This is a genomic window from Shewanella sp. (assembly GCF_047975355.1).
GTDB lineage: Bacteria > Pseudomonadota > Gammaproteobacteria > Enterobacterales > Shewanellaceae > Shewanella.
In genome coordinates this window covers 1-15,741 of the sequence record NZ_JBKEDJ010000103.1, presented here as the reverse complement: position 1 = coordinate 15,741, position 15,741 = coordinate 1, and the positions used below count along the sequence as shown (strand labels likewise).

Sequence of the window (15,741 nt, the reverse complement as noted above, 5' to 3'; positions counted from 1 at the left end):
TACAAAAGAGTAGAATAAATAATGCTATATTTAGTAATCTCATTTTCTTATTTTTATTTATTATGTTTTTAGGATAGCTTTCCAATATCAGCTTGATAAATTGCCCATTCTTCTACTTCGCTTAGCTTTGTTTTTGCTGCTATCATTGCTATTACAAAATTAATCGGTGCTAATAGATAAAAAATTATTCCACTTCCTAAAATATAACATCCTAAAATATGAGTTATTGCTCCGATTAACCCTGCTGGGATACGATGCTCTGGCCTAAAGGTTCTCCCAACAAAGCGTGAAAACATGCCAATAACAGCTGGAGGTAAAATACATAAAATCCAAATAGGTCCGTTAATATTCATAAAAACAAATGAAATATAAATTGCTAGCGCCGGAACGGTACCGACCAATGCTCCAAAAATGGCACCCATAGGTTTGCATTTTTTCATAACATTATTATATGCTGTTTTCATCTCTTCCTGAGAATATCTCATTATATTAGCCTTGTTTTAATTTTGAGTGTAAATATGTTTTCTGTTGACTTGATTATGTATAAGCAAACATGTTGTCTAAGGTAAAATATGGTTAATAATTGTAAATGAGTTTATTCACTCTATCAATTTATTAATCTTAAAATAACTGTTTTTTTGATATTTATCTTAAATATTCTTCTGCATTAGGCTTGTGTAAAATTTTTATTGTAATGTGTTACGATTATAAGGTCATAAGTTCTGGGTGTATATGTTGCAAGGTGAACTCATATAAAGCCCTATCCTATTGTCGGAACTTAAGCCGTATTGGCGATAACGCGATTCTTACCATCCCGCTTGGCTTGATAGAGCGCGGCATCGGCGCGTTTTAGGGTGTCTTCATAGGATTTATCGCCCGCTTCTATGCTGGCGACACCAATGCTGACGGTGGCAAAGAGGCCCTTGACCGACAATTTCTGCAATGCTTTAAAACAGCAGTCACAGAGATATTCTGCAAACACTCTGGCTTGCTCATGCTCAACCCCGGGCAGGGCGATCACAAATTCATCGCCACCAAAACGGTAGGCACTGTCGGTCTTTCGAAATTGTTGTAGGCAGGTTTCGGCGACGGCGATGATCACCCGATCGCCCGCTTGGTGCCCCAGCTGATCGTTGATCAGTTTTAGGTGATCCAGATCTAAGACTAAGATCGAGGCGGGAATAAGGTGACGGCTAAAAGTGTCGAAAAGGAGTTGTAAATCACGGTCTAAGCGACGGCGGTTATAGAGGCCTGTCAGTTGGTCGGTATCGCTTAATTGCCGCAATTGTATTTCTAGCTTATGGCGTTTGGAAATATTACTGGCGACCCAAAGGACGACGGGTTCGTTATCGACGAGAAAATCCAGTGCCTGAATACGCCCCTCGAACCAGATAGGGTCTGAAGGACCTTGATCGGGTAACCCTTTGACATCCTTATTACTGAGTTCATATTCTTCGATTAGTAATCTGCGGCTATCTAAGGCTTGCTGAATAATATTGAGGTAGTAAGCGGTTTTTTCTTCGTTGAGTACATCGCTCAGGTAAAGACCTACTAATCCACTGCCGTCATGGTAATAACGCGCATCTTTACCGCCAAACACGGCAACATAGCGGCCGCTTTGGGAAAGGATAAACGCCGGATCGGGTAGCGCGTCCAGCACTAAAGCCATTTGCTCAACATTAACCATCAAATAAGTCCCCTACTAGTTAAAGGGTCTAATAGGTAGAAGCGCTTTTGCTTAACTCCTACAGCTATAACACCCCCTAGCGTAAATCATTTACCCACTTGGCTTTCTGTCTGAGCCGTTGTCTGAGCATTACAGAGTAATGCTTTAAGTGTATCTGATGTTAGTAATGAACAGCTTAGATTCGTGTTGATTTCGTTGGGTGAAACCTATTGCTCCCAATCAGAATACCGCACTCTTTAAGCGGTGAAAACAAAACTCTGATTGAAAACAATAGATTAAATTATGCTGATATTAACTTGCGCTACAGAGTAGTGCCTTTAGCTCTGCTGCATCGGTAAAACCCCGATAGCCTTTGATTAATTCTCCCTTGGTATTGAGCAACAGCAGGATTGGCGTGGCGGGAATGCCGCCCATCTCCTGTAGCAAGGCGGGCGGTGCGCGATAGGCCTCAAAGGGAAAATTTAGCCTAAATAGGGCGCGTTTTAAGGTTAAGTTATCCCCGTTGACGCCCAGCGCCACGGGTTGAATCGGTTGAGAACAGCTTTTATGCAGTTGTTTCAGCACGTTCGCCTGCTTGATACACCAAGGGCACTCAGGCTCAAAGAACATCAATGCCATCGCTTGCCCCTCAAGATGCGACAGATCTGTGAGTTGCTGGCCTCTCAGTGCTTGAAACTGATAGTCGCGGGTGAGCTGCGCCGCCTGTAACGGCAGGGCGCAGCACAACAGCATGAGGAGAAGAATGCGTTGCATTAGAAGCTAAACTTCATGCCAGCATAGATCTCTCGGCCACGCAGTGGGCCATAAATATAACCCACGTCGAAGGCGCCCTCGGCATCGTAAAACAGTGGTGTGTCTTCATCTCCAGCCTGAGTGTAGTCAAACAGGTTGCTCACCCCAGTGTAGAGCGACAGGGTGTCGTTAAGTTGATAACTCACCTTGAGATCTAAAGTGACATAAGCCGGCGCATCTGTGGTCTTTTTCGAGCTAGGGTCCACTTGGCCATTAGCGTCTAGGCGGTTATAGCCTTCGTAACCAAAGTCTGCCAGATCGCGACTGCCGATCCATACTAGATTCGCGAAAAACTCCCAGTCATTTAGATCCCAATCCATGCTGAGCGTGACCCTTTTCTCAACAGGTGCAATGGCATAGGAGGATTTAAATACAGAATCATAATCAAAATGCTCTGCGGTGAGGCTTAGGCTCATATCGTCGGTCAAACGATAACCCAGGGCGATATCGCTGGTGATGACGCGCGCTTTTTCATCTAGTTGGGTCAGCAATGGAATGCCATGGTCGTTGGTGGTTAATGCCGCCAAATGTTCGACTTCGGTCCAAGCAATCGAGGCGGTAGAGGTGAGGCGCTCGCCCTCGTAACTCAGGGCATAGTTGACTGAATTGGAGCGTTCTAGCTCGTCGATATCGATGTCGAAGCCGAGTGAGCCGTCTAAAATACCGTGGTCGGTTTCAAAGAAGGACAGGGGCGCGCGGTAGCCTCGGCCTGCGGATAGGCGCGAGGTCCATTCATCATTGTGGCGCAGACGAATGTCGACCCTAGGGGACAGAATCGACTCATCGAGTTCGGTGCCGGGTTTGCTGGGGTCGGTAAAATCGGCGCTGATGGTATCGTAACGCAGCGCCATGGCGACTTCTAAAGACTCAGTGGCTTGCCAAGTGTCCTGTAGATAAACGCCTTTTACATCATAGTCAAAGGAGTCGGAAACATAGTCAGGGTTAGCACTGCCTGAGCGTGAATGGGAGCGCATTTCCTCTGTGCGTAAGTCGGCGCCGAAGGTGAGTAGTTGGCTATCGGTCAAAAGATAGTTAAAGCGCGCGTCGAAGAACCACATCTTGTCATCGGCGCTGTAGTCGAAGCCTTCATAAAAGGAGTCCTGCTTATGGTCGGCGTAACTGGCAGTAAGGTGCATGTTCCAGTTGTCGTTAAATTCCCTCAGCCAAGCGAGTGAGGCTTCGTTGCGCTCGGTTTTAATCCATTCTGTGGTTTCCCAAGCCTTGCCAGTGTAACGCTTACGTACATCACCATCTTCAAAGAGCTGTTGTGACTCGCTCGACTGGCCATCGTAGCCGGATAGCACGTTACCCGTGCTAGAGGCGACGCCATCGGCAAAGGTGCTACCTATCATGGGGCCGCCGAAAATTTCCGATTGGATATTGGCAACGCGCATCACTAGGTTATCGGTATCGGTCACATCGTGGGACACGCGGGCGGTCAGGCTGCGGTTTTCCTGCATCGGTGCTTCGTTGACTTTGTTATTGTCTGCATCGGCTTGATCTCTATCATCATATTGCGCAACGAGCGTCGCACGGGTGCGGCCATCTTCAGTCACGCCTTTACCGAGAAAACCGAGTTTACGGTAGCCATTTTCACCGGCGGATATATCCAGTTCGGCGCCGTTTTCTGTGGGTTCGTAGCTGACAATATTGATGGTGCCGCCAATAGCTTCGGGGGCGATTAAGGAGGCGCCCGCACCACGGGCAACTTCAATGCGCTCGACGCCTGTGGTTGGAATGGCATCGACCGCATAATAGCCTGAGATCATGGTATGCACGGGCAAACCATCGACCAGAATCGTGGTCTGCTCGCCTTTCATGCCGTTGAGCATAATCCGTTTAACACCACACATGGAGCATTCGTTGGAGACTTTGACGCCGGGGGAATTATCTATCGCTTCCGAGAGGTTGACGGCATTTTTGTTCTCGATAATGCTGGCGTCGATGACTTCGGTTTTCATGATAGTGTTTGCTAGGGTGCCGGCTTGCTCTAATCGTTGTCTTACGCCAACAACACTCACGCGCTCAATTTTTTCCAGCTCAGGTTTGTTTACTTCGTCTGCGCTGGCCAATGAGGGATGTAGTAGGGCAGCTAACAGGATGGCAAGGTAAGTGGGCTTCACTCTCATTTCTCCGTAAAATTATAAGTGGCAGGATTATATGCAAATGAGAATAATTATTATTTGATTTCGGTCATGGTTCTAACATCTTCTTAAAAAAGGTATTGGCTAAGATACAGATGCGAAAAAATGAATGGAGTAGTAAAGATGCAGAATGCAGATGATTTTATTCAGTATTTAGAACTTGAACAGCATGTAGAAGGCGGATATTACCGTTCTTCCTATCGCTCAGAATCGGCCTTCGATCCGAGTCGTCAGCTGTGGAGCAGTATTTATTTCTTACTGCGAACTGGTGAAGTGTCGCATTTTCATCGACTCACGGCCGATGAAATGTGGTATTTCCATGCGGGGCAATCATTGACGATTTATATGATTTCCCCCGAAGGTGAGCTGACCTCGGCGCAGTTAGGACTCGATTTAGCCGCAGGTGAAAGACCGCAGTTTTTAGTGCCTAAGGGCTGTATTTTTGGCTCGGCCATGAATCAGTCTGGGTTTTCACTGGTGGGCTGTATGGTATCACCCGGTTTTACCTTTGATGACTTTGAGTTATTTAGCCAAGAAGCCTTACTGGCCATGTATCCGCAGCATAAAGATGTGATCTACAAGCTGAGTCGACCAGAGGCGAAATAGCGCAGTTAGATCATTGCGTTATCATGCAATAGGTTATTCGTTGAATGGATTCAATAGCCGCATCCCTTTTATCTCGACATGCGGCTTAGCGAGGGTTAAGCGCGAATAATATGGGTCACTTGCACCATGGCATCTCGCGCCGATTGGCTGACACCAGCGAGTTGGAAGAAGCCGTGGATCACCCCTAAATAACGGCGGCAATGGGCATTTACGCCCGCATCTAACAGGTTACGGAATAGCTGTTCGCCCTCATCTAACAGGGGATCGAACTCGGCGGTAATAATATGGGTTTCGGGTAAACCGGCTAAATCTTGGCTGCGCAGTGGGCTGGCTTCAACATCGGTTCTGGGGTGCCAGTCGAGGTACATATCAAAGCCCGTGAGCAGCGTGTCGCGGGTGATAATGTACTTGTCGCCATTGTCGATATAGCTCTGGCTTTTGGCGGTCGCATCCAACATAGGATAGATAAGCACTTGTTTTTTAGGTAACCATTGCCCTTGTGCTTTTAACCGCAGGCAAGTGACTAAGGCTAAATGGCCGCCAGCACTGTCGCCCATCAGAGTGATATTGGTGTTGTCCCCGCCCCATTGCTGGCAATGTTGCTGCACGATATTGGCGGCACTGAAGGCATCATCATGGGCGGCGGGGTATACATGCTCAGGGGCGAGACGATAGCTGACCGCCACCACTAATGCGCCGGAATCATTGGCAATTTTACGCAGTTGCTGATTATGGGTGGCGATGCCGCCACTGACAAAACAGCCGCCGTGATAGTAAATGACCACGGGTAAGTTGTTGTCCGCCGAGGGTTTAAATAGCGTTAATTCGATGCCCTCAAGGGATAGGGTTTTAACTTCAAACACAGCCTCCGGCTCACCTGCCAATACTGTGCTAGCGATATACCCTTGGCGGCGCTCCTCAAGGCTTTGTTCGCGCACCGAAGGGCAACCTGCGGCGATAAACTCGCTCACTAATTGTTTAATTCCGTCTTCTAAATAGAGTTGGCTCATGTGCAGTTTCCCTGAATATATTCGGTGAGCGCTTATCGCCCCTTGTGGTCGGCAAAGTGTATCGGCTCGATATCAAAAAGGGTAGTGTGTATTGGGTGATATGGTATTAATCCCTGCTATTTCAGTCGATTAAAGAGTGTTAATTGAGACGTTACTGATATTTTTCGACTTCAATGAATTGAGCTCCACCCAATGAATACGGTTGCAGGGGCAGGCTTTAGTGGTGACGAAGGATTGAGCACAATCTAAAAATGTAAGAAAATTACCGCTCGCCAGCCTTGGCGTGTTATTGCTATTTCACTTGTCTTCCAGCGGTAAGGATTGGACGTGGCCAAATCAGCTAAAACCCTGCAACAACGCATGGGCATTGTCGCCCTCACTTGGCCGATTTTTATCGAAACCTTGCTGCAATCCTTACTCGGGATCAGCGATATTTTTATGCTGAGCCATTATTCCGATAATGCCGTCGCCGCGGTGGGACTCACCACCCAATTGATGTTTTTTATGATGGTGATGTCCATGATGGTCAGCACGGGCGCCAGCATTCTGATCAGCCAAAATAATGGTGCAGGGCAGACGCAGCAAGCGACCGATATTGGCGTGGCCAGTGTGGCCTTAAGCTTAGGCTTAGCCGTGATTATGGGCACATCGATGTTTTTCGGTGCCCACGGCATTATCAGTTTATTTGCGCTAGAGCCAGAAGTCGCAGGCTATGGTAATGACTATCTGCTGATCTGCGGTAGTTTAAGCATAGGGCTGGTGATGAACATCGCCTTTGCGGCCATCTTACGTAGCTACGGTTTTACTCGCTCGGCCATGTTAGTTACCTCCAGCACGGGATTGATGAATGTACTCGGTAACTATATTGCCCTCTATTCTCCCTTTGGTTTGCCAGTTTATGGGGTGACAGGGGTGGCGATTTCGACTGTCACCAGCCAGATTATCGGTGCCTTGATTATGCTGGCGGTGATCCGCCATAAAGGTATCCCGCTGCCGATGCTGCGACTTAAGTTATTGCCGCGCAGCACCTATTGGAGCGTGATGCGCATAGGTTTGCTTAATGCGGGCGAAATGCTGTCCTACAACGTGGCGCAGATGACCATCATCTATTTTATTAGTCAGATGGGCACGCTCTCGCTGACCGCCTATACCTATGGCTTGAATATCAGCCGCTTTATTTACTGTTTTGCGGTGGCGCTCGGTCAGGCGGCGCAAATTCAAACTGGTTACTACGTCGGTAAACAATGGTTCGATGAGATAACGTTACGGGTGCAAAAGTATTGCTTGGTGGGCTTTATTGCCTCCCTCGCGATAGTGTTAGCCTTTTACTGGCAGCGTTTTACCATAGTGGGCTGGCTGAGTGAAAACCCAGAGGTCATTCAACTTACCGCACTCTTGTTATTGGGCTCTATCGCGCTGGAAACCGGCCGAGTCTTTAATCTGGTGATTATTTCGGCATTAAAAGGTGCGGGGGATGTGGCGTTTCCGGTGCGCGTTGGCCTGTTTAGCATGTGGGGAATTGGCGTGTTATTGGCTTGGTTCTTTGGGCTGCATTTAGGTTATGGCGTCCTTGCCGCTTGGCTTGCGGTTGCGGCCGATGAATGGGTGCGAGGCTTGATTATGGTGCACCGTTGGCGCTCGGGGCGCTGGCAGCGTTTTACCCGTATTCCGCCAGCAACGCCTGTTTAATCACGTTAATAGCTTGGCTTTAAGCGTTCTATTTAAAGACAGCTTAGGGCTTATTACTGGCCCCATTTACCCGATTTCAGCTGCTCATTTTTAAATTGTAGATACCTTGGATGCCCTGCATCGGTTTCAATTTCCATTGTGCTGTAGGGGGCAAAAATGGCCCCAGGAATTTGGCATCCATTCGTGAGGACATCCTCTAATGAGGGCATAAAACATTCTTTAAACGGATCAAAATGGATTCTATAACTGGCATAGTCGCGCGCAACAAAGCGTTCGGTGATGGTGTTGAATAGCTGTCCAAAAGGCGTGTCGAGCCTCTGTGGTGTGGAGTAATAAAAGCCTTGTCCGTACCAGTAAAGCAATAAAGCGGTACCCGCATCGCAGAGCGGATGTTCGATAATCGCCCTCACCATATCGGGATCATGGTCATCCCAATTCAAGTTTCCCGCGACAAAATGCAATTCCTCCATACTTTGTAAGTCACTGATACAGAAGATTTGTGTCGCCGCTTTGCCAAAGTAGGCGCTGTATTCATGTAAAGCGTCATAATCGGGATCGGCGAGCAATTGGGCGAGGCGGTCATGGTTGGTGATACAGCCTAATTCGGCGCATTCATAGGCGCGGATAAATTGTTCTTGGGTTAATAACTTGGCCACGGGCGTCCTTGGAGTTTTTAAATAATGACTCTCGCCAGCCCTGATAACCGAGGGCCAGCGAGAAAGAGTGAGGATGTTAGGCGTTAAGCTTGCTGTTGCAGCAGGGTACGACAGAGCTTAATAAAGTCGGAAGAGGTGACAATCCCTAATACTTTCTTATCGTTATCTACTACGGGTAAGCAGCCGAGTTTGTTGTCGATAAAGTATTCCACCACCACGCTTAAGGGCTCATCGGCGGTTAAGTGCTGGCAGTCTTTGTCCATCACAGTCGCTATGGGAGTGTAGCGTTCCTTGCGATCCAATGCGCCTTGGCCGTATTTGTTCAACATAGACAATACGCTGGCGATCATCTTCTTATGGGTGAGTACACCGACTAAGGTGCCATCGGTTTCAGATATCACAGGTAAATGGCGCACGCCGCGGGTTTGCATTAAATGGTGGGCATCTTTCAGGCTAGCACCATCGCTGATGCAGATGACCTCAGTGCTCATAATATCGCTGACTTTCATCCTATAAATTCCTTTTTTAACAAGGCTCAGGTTTGATGCTCGACGAGCCAAAATCTGAGCGATTTGCCACTGATCCGATGTTAGCAGCTTACTCATGGCTTGTGCCAGTGCTGTACAAATAAAGTACGTCATCCAGTATAAGCTTATGAATTAAAAGAAATCATAAAAGGCTGACAAAGATGTCACAAATGTGTAACAGTGATGTCTCACAATCGGGGCCTCATTAGACCTCATACCAGTGAAACCTCATCTATAAGGGAATAATAATAATGAAACGAACCGTGACTCGTCGTGATTTTTTAGCCATGTCGGCCAAAGGCATTGGTGCAGCAGTGATCTCCTACGGCCTAATGGGGTGTAGTGACAGTGATGATGATAAATCTGTTCCTGCGCAGTTTTTACATGGGGTAGCCAGTGGTGACCCTGCGCAAGACGCGGTGATCCTCTGGACCCGTGTGACGCCAGATTCTGCTGGGGATGTCAAAGTCAGCTGGCAAGTGGCCAGTGATGCGGCATTTTCACAATTAGTGACCACAGGGGAGATGGTCACCAATGCTAATCGTGATTACACGGTCAAAATCGATGCCCGTGGTTTACGTGCGGGACAAACCTATTTCTACCGCTTTATGACGGGCGGAAAAACCTCTGAGGTGGGCAAGACCCGCACTCTACCCGAGGGGGATGTGAGTTCGGTAAAACTTGCCGTCATGTCCTGCGCTAACTTTCCAGCCGGCTATTTTAACGTGTATGAATTGGCTGCGGCGCAGGATGACCTCGATGCCGTGGTGCATCTGGGTGACTATATCTACGAATATGCTCGCGGCGGCTATGCCAGCGAACATGCGGCAGAGCTTGGCCGTGAAGTGTTACCCGCCAACGAACTGTTGACCCTCAGCGATTACCGTACCCGTTACGGCCAATATCATACCGATGCCAGCCTGCAAAAATTGCACGCGAAAGTGCCTTTTATTACGGTATGGGACGACCACGAAGTGGCAAACGATACTTGGCGTGATGGCGCCGAGAATCACAACGAAGGCGAAGGGGATTTTGCCGTTCGTAAAGAAGCCGCGCTGCAGGCTTACTTCGAGTGGCTGCCAATCCGCCCATGGCGCGAGGGTAACCATGAGGAGATTTATCGCAGCTTCAGTTACGGCAACTTAGTCGACTTACATATGCTGGATACGCGCGTCTTGGCCCGCGATAAGCAGCTCGATTATGCCGATTATATGGATGCCAGTACGGGCGCCTTCGATGGGGAGCGTTTCCGCGCAGATGTGACATCGACCTCGCGCACTATGTTAGGGCTGACCCAGTTACTTTGGTTACAGGGCACCTTATTGCAAGCCACGGGCACTTGGCAGGTATTAGGACAACAGATCCTCATGGGCAAGATGTCTCTACCTGCGGCGATTGCAACCCAGCAAATGAGCATCCCACAATATGCCATGCTTGGGGCGTTGGCGAAGTTAGCCGCCCGCGCTGCGGCAAATGATCCAACCCTAACGGCGGCGGAATTACAGTACTTGCAGGCCAATCAAGCCCTGTTAACGCCAGAAGTGATTGCCCTGCTGCAACTGCCATCAATTCCCTATAACTTGGATGCATGGGATGGTTATGCCTATGAAAGGGAAGTGATTTTAGGCACGGCTAAATCGAAAAATCACAACCTAGTCGTGATTGCCGGTGACACCCATAATGCCTGGGCGAATGAGCTTAAAGACGTCAACGGCGATACCGTTGGGGTCGAGTTTGCCACAAGCTCAGTATCATCACCTGGTTTGGAATATTACTTAAATCTGCCTGCGGAACAGATCCCTGCAACCGAGGCGGCGATCGTCGAGTTGGTGCCAGATCTTAAATACACCAACCTTAAAGACCGCGGCTTTATGACCTTAACCTTCACTAAAGAAGCGGTGCGTAGCGACTGGCATTATGTCAGCACGATTCTGGCGAAGGAGTTTGAAGAGTCGAGTAGCCGCAGCTACAGCGCCATGACTAAGGTCGGTGAACATATTATCAACCCTGTGAGCTAACTTAAGCGTCAAACTTAAGCTTCACACTTTGCTTTGAGCCTGTGCTCGTTCCTTGTTGGCCACCTTTTGGTGGCCTTTTTTGTACGCTTTTTGTTAGTTCCGTCCTAAAAATGCAAAATAAACGGCCGTTCACCTGCAACTTATGACTATAACTGCAGCAAGGCGGTTTTTTTTGGTATAAAATTCGCTCCCAAAATTCGGCGGCTGCCTACACTTGCTAGGACTCTTATGAAGAGATTGCTGTTCTCGTGTTTTGGACGCCGAACAGACCTTACAGGGTAAAAGCTCGCGCTTTAACACCTAAAATCAATAATTAAGATGGGGATCGGTGTCATGTCAGAAAAATATTTCGTTACCGCACAACAACTGCTCGAAGATTCATTTCTATTAGCTTCACAGGTTTATGAGAGTGGATTCCGTCCGCAGTTTATCGTGGGTATTTGGCGTGGCGGTGCTCCAATCGGGATCGCGGTACAAGAGTTTTTCGACTTTAAGAAGGTTGAAACCGACCATATCGCCGTGCGTACCTCGTCTTACTACGGTATTGGTACCGACAAGCAAAGCAAAGAAATCAAAGTACATGGCCTGCATTACATTGTTGAAAATGCGAATGCTAGCGACAGTTTACTGATTGTGGACGATGTGTTTGACTCTGGCCGCAGTATCCACGCGCTGAAGGAAAAGTTAAGCCAACTGATGCGCTTAAACATGCCGCAGGATATTCGTATCGCTTGTCCTTATTACAAGCCAAAGAATACCGCTGTGCCTTTAAAGCCTGATTACTATATCCATGCCTCTGACGACTGGTTAGTGTTCCCACACGAAGTGACAGGTTTAACGCCGGAAGAAATTGCCGAAGGTAAGGGCGATTTAAAAAATATTCAGCATCTTTTTAAGTAAAAAGAATCTGTTAATAAAAAGCGTTAGCAGTTTTTGCTAACGCTTTTTTGTTTCTCGGTATTTGAAATACAGCCTATTTGTTTGGCCTATAAATCCATGCAGTTGGCATAGTAAGTGACAGTCGCCGGCCAGTCCGAAAACACGCCAATCACGCCGACATCTTTGGCGAGCACATCGAGTAGTTCGTAGGTATCGCCTTCATTATCAATGGCATCTGTGATGCTTTGATAATACCAACCGCCGCCATCTTTCAATAATCCTGAGCGCTCTAAGCTCCAAGTGATGATCTTAAGCCCCGCTGCTTTCGCGGCTTTGGCATATTCCGATGGAATGATTTTTTTATCCGCATCTAAAGTCACCAGCACCCAGAGTGGCGGCGCGACAATCTCTACGCCTTGGGCTTTAAGTTCCGCCATTGAGGGCGACCAGCTGGAGGAGTCCTGTGGGTCAAAGCCCGTGTGAATATCATATCTATCATCAAGATATACCGCTTGTTTGCCAAACTCGGGGGCGTTAGCAATCCAGTATTTTACATCTTCTAAATTAAAGGATTGGGGGAATACCTGCGAGGCATCGACACCCGCTGCGGTATATTCATCTAGCATCTTCTGGGCGTACTCCTGCTGAGTAAAACCATCGAAGGGCATAGCCACGCTGGCGGCTTTTAGCTCGGGCGTCATTTTAACGCCGGCCTTTTTAAACATCTCAATACTCTCGGCGTGGGTCATTAGGGTACCGTTGCCCGCATAGAGATCGGTGCGCCACTTAGGCGTGGCATTGATAAATTCCTCGACATTGGTCGCCTTTGGATTTTCGCCCTCCATCTTGCCCTTTAACATTTTAAATTCGGCGAGGGTGATATCGCTGGTGCAGCAAGTTGCAGTGGCGGCGACGCCATTGGCCGCATCGGCGGGGGTAAAGGGGACTGAGCATTTATTGGCAAGTTCGGGAATAGTCAAAATATTGGTTGTACTGGCTAGATCGCACTGGGAGTGGCGACAGACTAAGGCTTTATCGGCGGTAAAAGTCACATCACACTCGACGATACCCGCGCCAGAGTTGATGGCGGCTTGATAGGATTCTTTAGTGTGTTCAGGGAATTGCATTGCCGCGCCGCGGTGACCAATGGAAAAATCACTACGGTAGAAATGATCGGTTTCGCACTGGGCTAAACGGGTCTTTAAGCTGCTGTCCTGCATTTGGCGCACTAAAAACAGTGGTCGCTCACCGACTTGGGCGGGCACCATTTTCGCTGGTGGCGGTGTAGTCTCGCTATCTTTGTTATCGCTGTTACAGCCTGCTAGCAGGACCGTGCTTGCCAACAGCATGCAGAGTGTTACTGAGGAGGTATTCATCATCTTTCCTAAATTATGAATGACTTATTAATAGGGTCCCTCACACTCTAAAATTGCTATATGACTAAATTTACTTATTTTTATGACCAAAACAAGAAAAGATACCGTCCGCCAGCCGCTTTTGCGCTAGCTTGATACTGAGCTTAGGACTAAGATTAGGGCGAAAAATCATCTGGCAGGCGGGGTTATATTGGGATGCCTCGACTCATTGAGCCAGCTGAGCATGAAAATTTTCTCGTAAGCGATCTTTCTTTGCCGAAATCAAGTAAACTGCGCTCCTTTTGTTTTATGATGGCGTTTGTATCGCTTGATAAGACAAACGTGGCAAGCATCATTTAGGAAATAGAGCAGAATGAGCAAGGGTAAAAAATACGATTTTCGCGTCACTCAAACTGAAAATGGTTGGAAGACGGAAATCACCCGTCGTATGACGTCGACTAAGACGGTAGTGTCGAAAAGCCATGACGGTTTTGCGACCGAGGCCGAGGCACAAGCTTGGGGTCAAGCCGAGCTGCAAGTGTTTTTAGGCACGCTGGCTGAGCGCAACAAGCGTCGCTCAGAGAAACAAGCTAAGGCCAAATTAGCGGCGGCTTTAGCGGCTGAAGCGGCAACCGATGCCGATGATTTTGATGATGAAGACGAGTTCGGCGAAGAATAACTCGCCCGAAGAGTGCATCTCCGAAGACATCTCGAAACAAAATCCTCGAAGGCAAACTGGCTCGTGAGCCAATCAGCATTCAACAAAAAAGCGGACCCGAGGTCCGCTTTTTTGTTGTCTCACTTAAGGGAATACCTAAAGTGAGCATAGGCAATGGAATTAGCCTTGGATCTTAAAGCTACCTTGCATAATCGCCCAGTGGCCTGGGAAGCTGCAGAAGAACTGGTAAGCTTCAGTCGCGCTCATGCCCGCAGTGCTAAATTTTACAGAAGTTGATTCACCGCCACCCACTAATGCAGTGTGAGCGATAACACGGCTATCACCGGCTTTAACGTAAGCTGCATCGGCGCCAGCGCTCATACCATCGGTCGCAACGGCAGACATATCAGCGGCTTTTGTTAACACCCAGTTGTGGCCCATCGCCGCTTTTGGCAGTGTGCCAGTGTGCGTTAGCGTCAGGGTCACTTCTTTACAAGTAGCGGGAACAGACAGCTCTTTAGTGTCAAATTGCATAGCGTCAGTCGCAGCAATTTTGAGTTCACATTCGTTAGCACTCGCTTGGCTGGCGACTAATAATCCTAGGCCAAGTAAGCTAGCGCTAGTCATATTACGGAAAGTGGTGCTTTTCGCTTTCATCTGGTACTTCCTTATTCTGAACAAGGTGGATCGAGCCGATGTGACTCGAGTATTCGCTTGCCAGCATAGGCTTAATTCATTAAATGGGACTGAATTCGATATGTAAATTATGTATATACAACTTTATGGTGAAATAGGCTGAGTGCGACAATTTGCCGCACTCATGGGGAGTTAACGCGGCAGTTCGTGGCGGTAGGGAATGGCACGTTGAGCGCCAGCGCGGGTCACTGTGATTGCGGATGCGGCGTTGGCAAAGCCGACGGCAGCGGCTATCGACATGCCCTCACTTAAGCCCACGACTAGGGCGCCATTGAAGGTATCGCCAGCGGCAACCGTATCTATGGCTTGTACTTCAAGTGCCGGAATTAACCCGGTAAAGCCTGCGCTACTGATAAACGCACCTTTACTGCCTAAGGTAATTACCACAGTCGTCACCCCTTGTTGATGCAGCAGTTGGGCGGCTAAGTTGGCATCTTCTTCGCTATTGACCTCAATGCCCGTTAACGCTTCGGCCTCGGTTTCATTCGGGGTAATAATGTCGACCCACTTGAGGTAATCCTGCTGTGAACTCACGGCGGGCGCGGGATTCAGCACTGTGGTAATGCCTAGGCGTCTGGCGGTTTGCAATGCATGGCTCACTGTATCCATCGGGGTTTCCTGTTGGATAAGCATAAACTGGGCATTGGCAAACAGGGCATAATGTTTGTCTATCTCAAGAGGGGTTAGATGGGCATTGGCGCCAGCGGCAATGCCGATGGAATTTTCGCCATTGTCGGCGACAAAAATCATCGCCGTGCCGCTATTCATATTGGCGACTTGCGTGATGCCATCGGCTTTTATCCCATCCTTGAGCCAATTGGCTCGCATCTCGTTTCCAGCGCTGTCTTGACCTAAGTGACAAATAAAATCCACTCGCGAATCGGCCTGACATAAGCGGGCGCAGGCCACCGCCTGATTCGCTCCTTTGCCACCATGCTCTAGTCGGTAGCTTTGACTCACTAAGGTCTGCCCCGGTGCGGGCAAATACTCAAAATTCATAACATGGTCGGCGTTGGCACTGCCT

The 15,741-nt window shown here is 48.4% G+C and carries 15 protein-coding genes; 5 read left to right on the top strand and 10 right to left on the bottom strand.

The genetic code is table 11. From position 1 onward, the window contains the following. Nucleotides 1-68: 68 nt before the first annotated feature. From ACK5NH_RS20635 to ACK5NH_RS20620, 4 genes are all read right to left on the bottom strand, one after another. On the bottom strand, nt 69-485 hold the full coding sequence (locus tag ACK5NH_RS20635) for a hypothetical protein (RefSeq protein WP_416923108.1): 417 nt from the start codon (nt 483-485) through the stop codon (nt 69-71). Between the two features lie 293 nt (nt 486-778). Next, on the bottom strand, nt 779-1,687 hold the full coding sequence (locus ACK5NH_RS20630; protein WP_416923137.1) for a GGDEF domain-containing protein: 909 nt from the start codon (nt 1,685-1,687) through the stop codon (nt 779-781). Nucleotides 1,688-1,978: 291 nt separating this feature from the next. Further along, nucleotides 1,979-2,440 carry a TlpA family protein disulfide reductase gene (locus ACK5NH_RS20625; RefSeq protein ID WP_416923106.1) on the bottom strand — a complete coding sequence of 154 codons (462 nt, stop codon included), beginning with the start codon at nt 2,438-2,440 and terminating at the stop codon, nt 1,979-1,981. Then, nucleotides 2,440-4,608 (bottom strand): TonB-dependent receptor domain-containing protein, encoded by a 2,169-nt coding sequence (locus tag ACK5NH_RS20620; protein WP_416923104.1) that lies wholly within the window; start codon nt 4,606-4,608, stop codon nt 2,440-2,442. Before ACK5NH_RS20620 ends, ACK5NH_RS20625 begins: the two co-directional genes overlap by 1 nt. Before the next feature lie 138 nt (nt 4,609-4,746). Between ACK5NH_RS20620 and ACK5NH_RS20615 the strand changes: the two genes are divergently transcribed. Further along, nucleotides 4,747-5,229 (top strand): cupin domain-containing protein, encoded by a 483-nt coding sequence (locus ACK5NH_RS20615; protein ID WP_416923102.1) that lies wholly within the window; start codon nt 4,747-4,749, stop codon nt 5,227-5,229. Nucleotides 5,230-5,324: 95 nt separating this feature from the next. Here ACK5NH_RS20615 and ACK5NH_RS20610 read toward each other — a convergent pair whose 3' ends face one another. Continuing rightward, nucleotides 5,325-6,239, bottom strand: a complete 915-nt coding sequence (locus ACK5NH_RS20610; protein ID WP_416923100.1) for an alpha/beta hydrolase — start codon at nt 6,237-6,239, stop codon at nt 5,325-5,327. 327 nt (nt 6,240-6,566) lie between these two features. On the opposite strand from ACK5NH_RS20610, the gene ACK5NH_RS20605 reads away from it, so the two are divergent. After that, nucleotides 6,567-7,928 carry an MATE family efflux transporter gene (locus tag ACK5NH_RS20605; protein ID WP_416923098.1) on the top strand — a complete coding sequence of 454 codons (1,362 nt, stop codon included), beginning with the start codon at nt 6,567-6,569 and terminating at the stop codon, nt 7,926-7,928. 53 nt (nt 7,929-7,981) lie between these two features. On the opposite strand, the gene ACK5NH_RS20600 is transcribed toward ACK5NH_RS20605, so the two are convergent. Then, nucleotides 7,982-8,584 carry a DUF4274 domain-containing protein gene (locus tag ACK5NH_RS20600; protein WP_416923096.1) on the bottom strand — a complete coding sequence of 201 codons (603 nt, stop codon included), beginning with the start codon at nt 8,582-8,584 and terminating at the stop codon, nt 7,982-7,984. 83 nt (nt 8,585-8,667) lie between these two features. Continuing rightward, a complete protein-coding gene (locus ACK5NH_RS20595; protein WP_011624048.1) occupies nt 8,668-9,093 on the bottom strand; it encodes an HPP family protein in 426 nt (141 codons plus the stop codon). A 269-nt stretch (nt 9,094-9,362) separates the two neighbouring features. On the opposite strand from ACK5NH_RS20595, the gene ACK5NH_RS20590 reads away from it, so the two are divergent. Both ACK5NH_RS20590 and ACK5NH_RS20585 read left to right on the top strand, forming a co-directional pair. Next, the gene (locus tag ACK5NH_RS20590; protein ID WP_416923094.1) at nt 9,363-11,129 is read left to right on the top strand and encodes an alkaline phosphatase D family protein; all 1,767 of its coding nucleotides are present in this window, start codon (nt 9,363-9,365) and stop codon (nt 11,127-11,129) included. A 333-nt stretch (nt 11,130-11,462) separates the two neighbouring features. Continuing rightward, entirely contained in the window at nt 11,463-12,029 is a 567-nt protein-coding gene (locus ACK5NH_RS20585) for a phosphoribosyltransferase (RefSeq protein ID WP_248967026.1), read from the top strand. Between the two features lie 86 nt (nt 12,030-12,115). Here the strand turns inward: ACK5NH_RS20585 and ACK5NH_RS20580 are convergent, their stop codons facing one another. After that, nucleotides 12,116-13,384, bottom strand: coding sequence for a glycerophosphodiester phosphodiesterase family protein (locus ACK5NH_RS20580; RefSeq protein ID WP_416923091.1), 1,269 nt, complete (start codon nt 13,382-13,384; stop codon nt 12,116-12,118). A gap of 352 nt (nt 13,385-13,736) precedes the next feature. Between ACK5NH_RS20580 and ACK5NH_RS20575 the strand changes: the two genes are divergently transcribed. Then, on the top strand, nt 13,737-14,042 hold the full coding sequence (locus tag ACK5NH_RS20575) for a DUF3622 domain-containing protein (RefSeq protein ID WP_416923089.1): 306 nt from the start codon (nt 13,737-13,739) through the stop codon (nt 14,040-14,042). Between the two features lie 159 nt (nt 14,043-14,201). Here the strand turns inward: ACK5NH_RS20575 and azu are convergent, their stop codons facing one another. Then, nucleotides 14,202-14,678 carry an azurin gene (azu, locus tag ACK5NH_RS20570; RefSeq protein WP_416923087.1) on the bottom strand — a complete coding sequence of 159 codons (477 nt, stop codon included), beginning with the start codon at nt 14,676-14,678 and terminating at the stop codon, nt 14,202-14,204. Nucleotides 14,679-14,849: 171 nt separating this feature from the next. Beyond that, on the bottom strand, nt 14,850-15,741 hold an 892-nt coding region (gene rbsK, locus ACK5NH_RS20565), incomplete at its 5' end, for a ribokinase (RefSeq protein ID WP_416923085.1).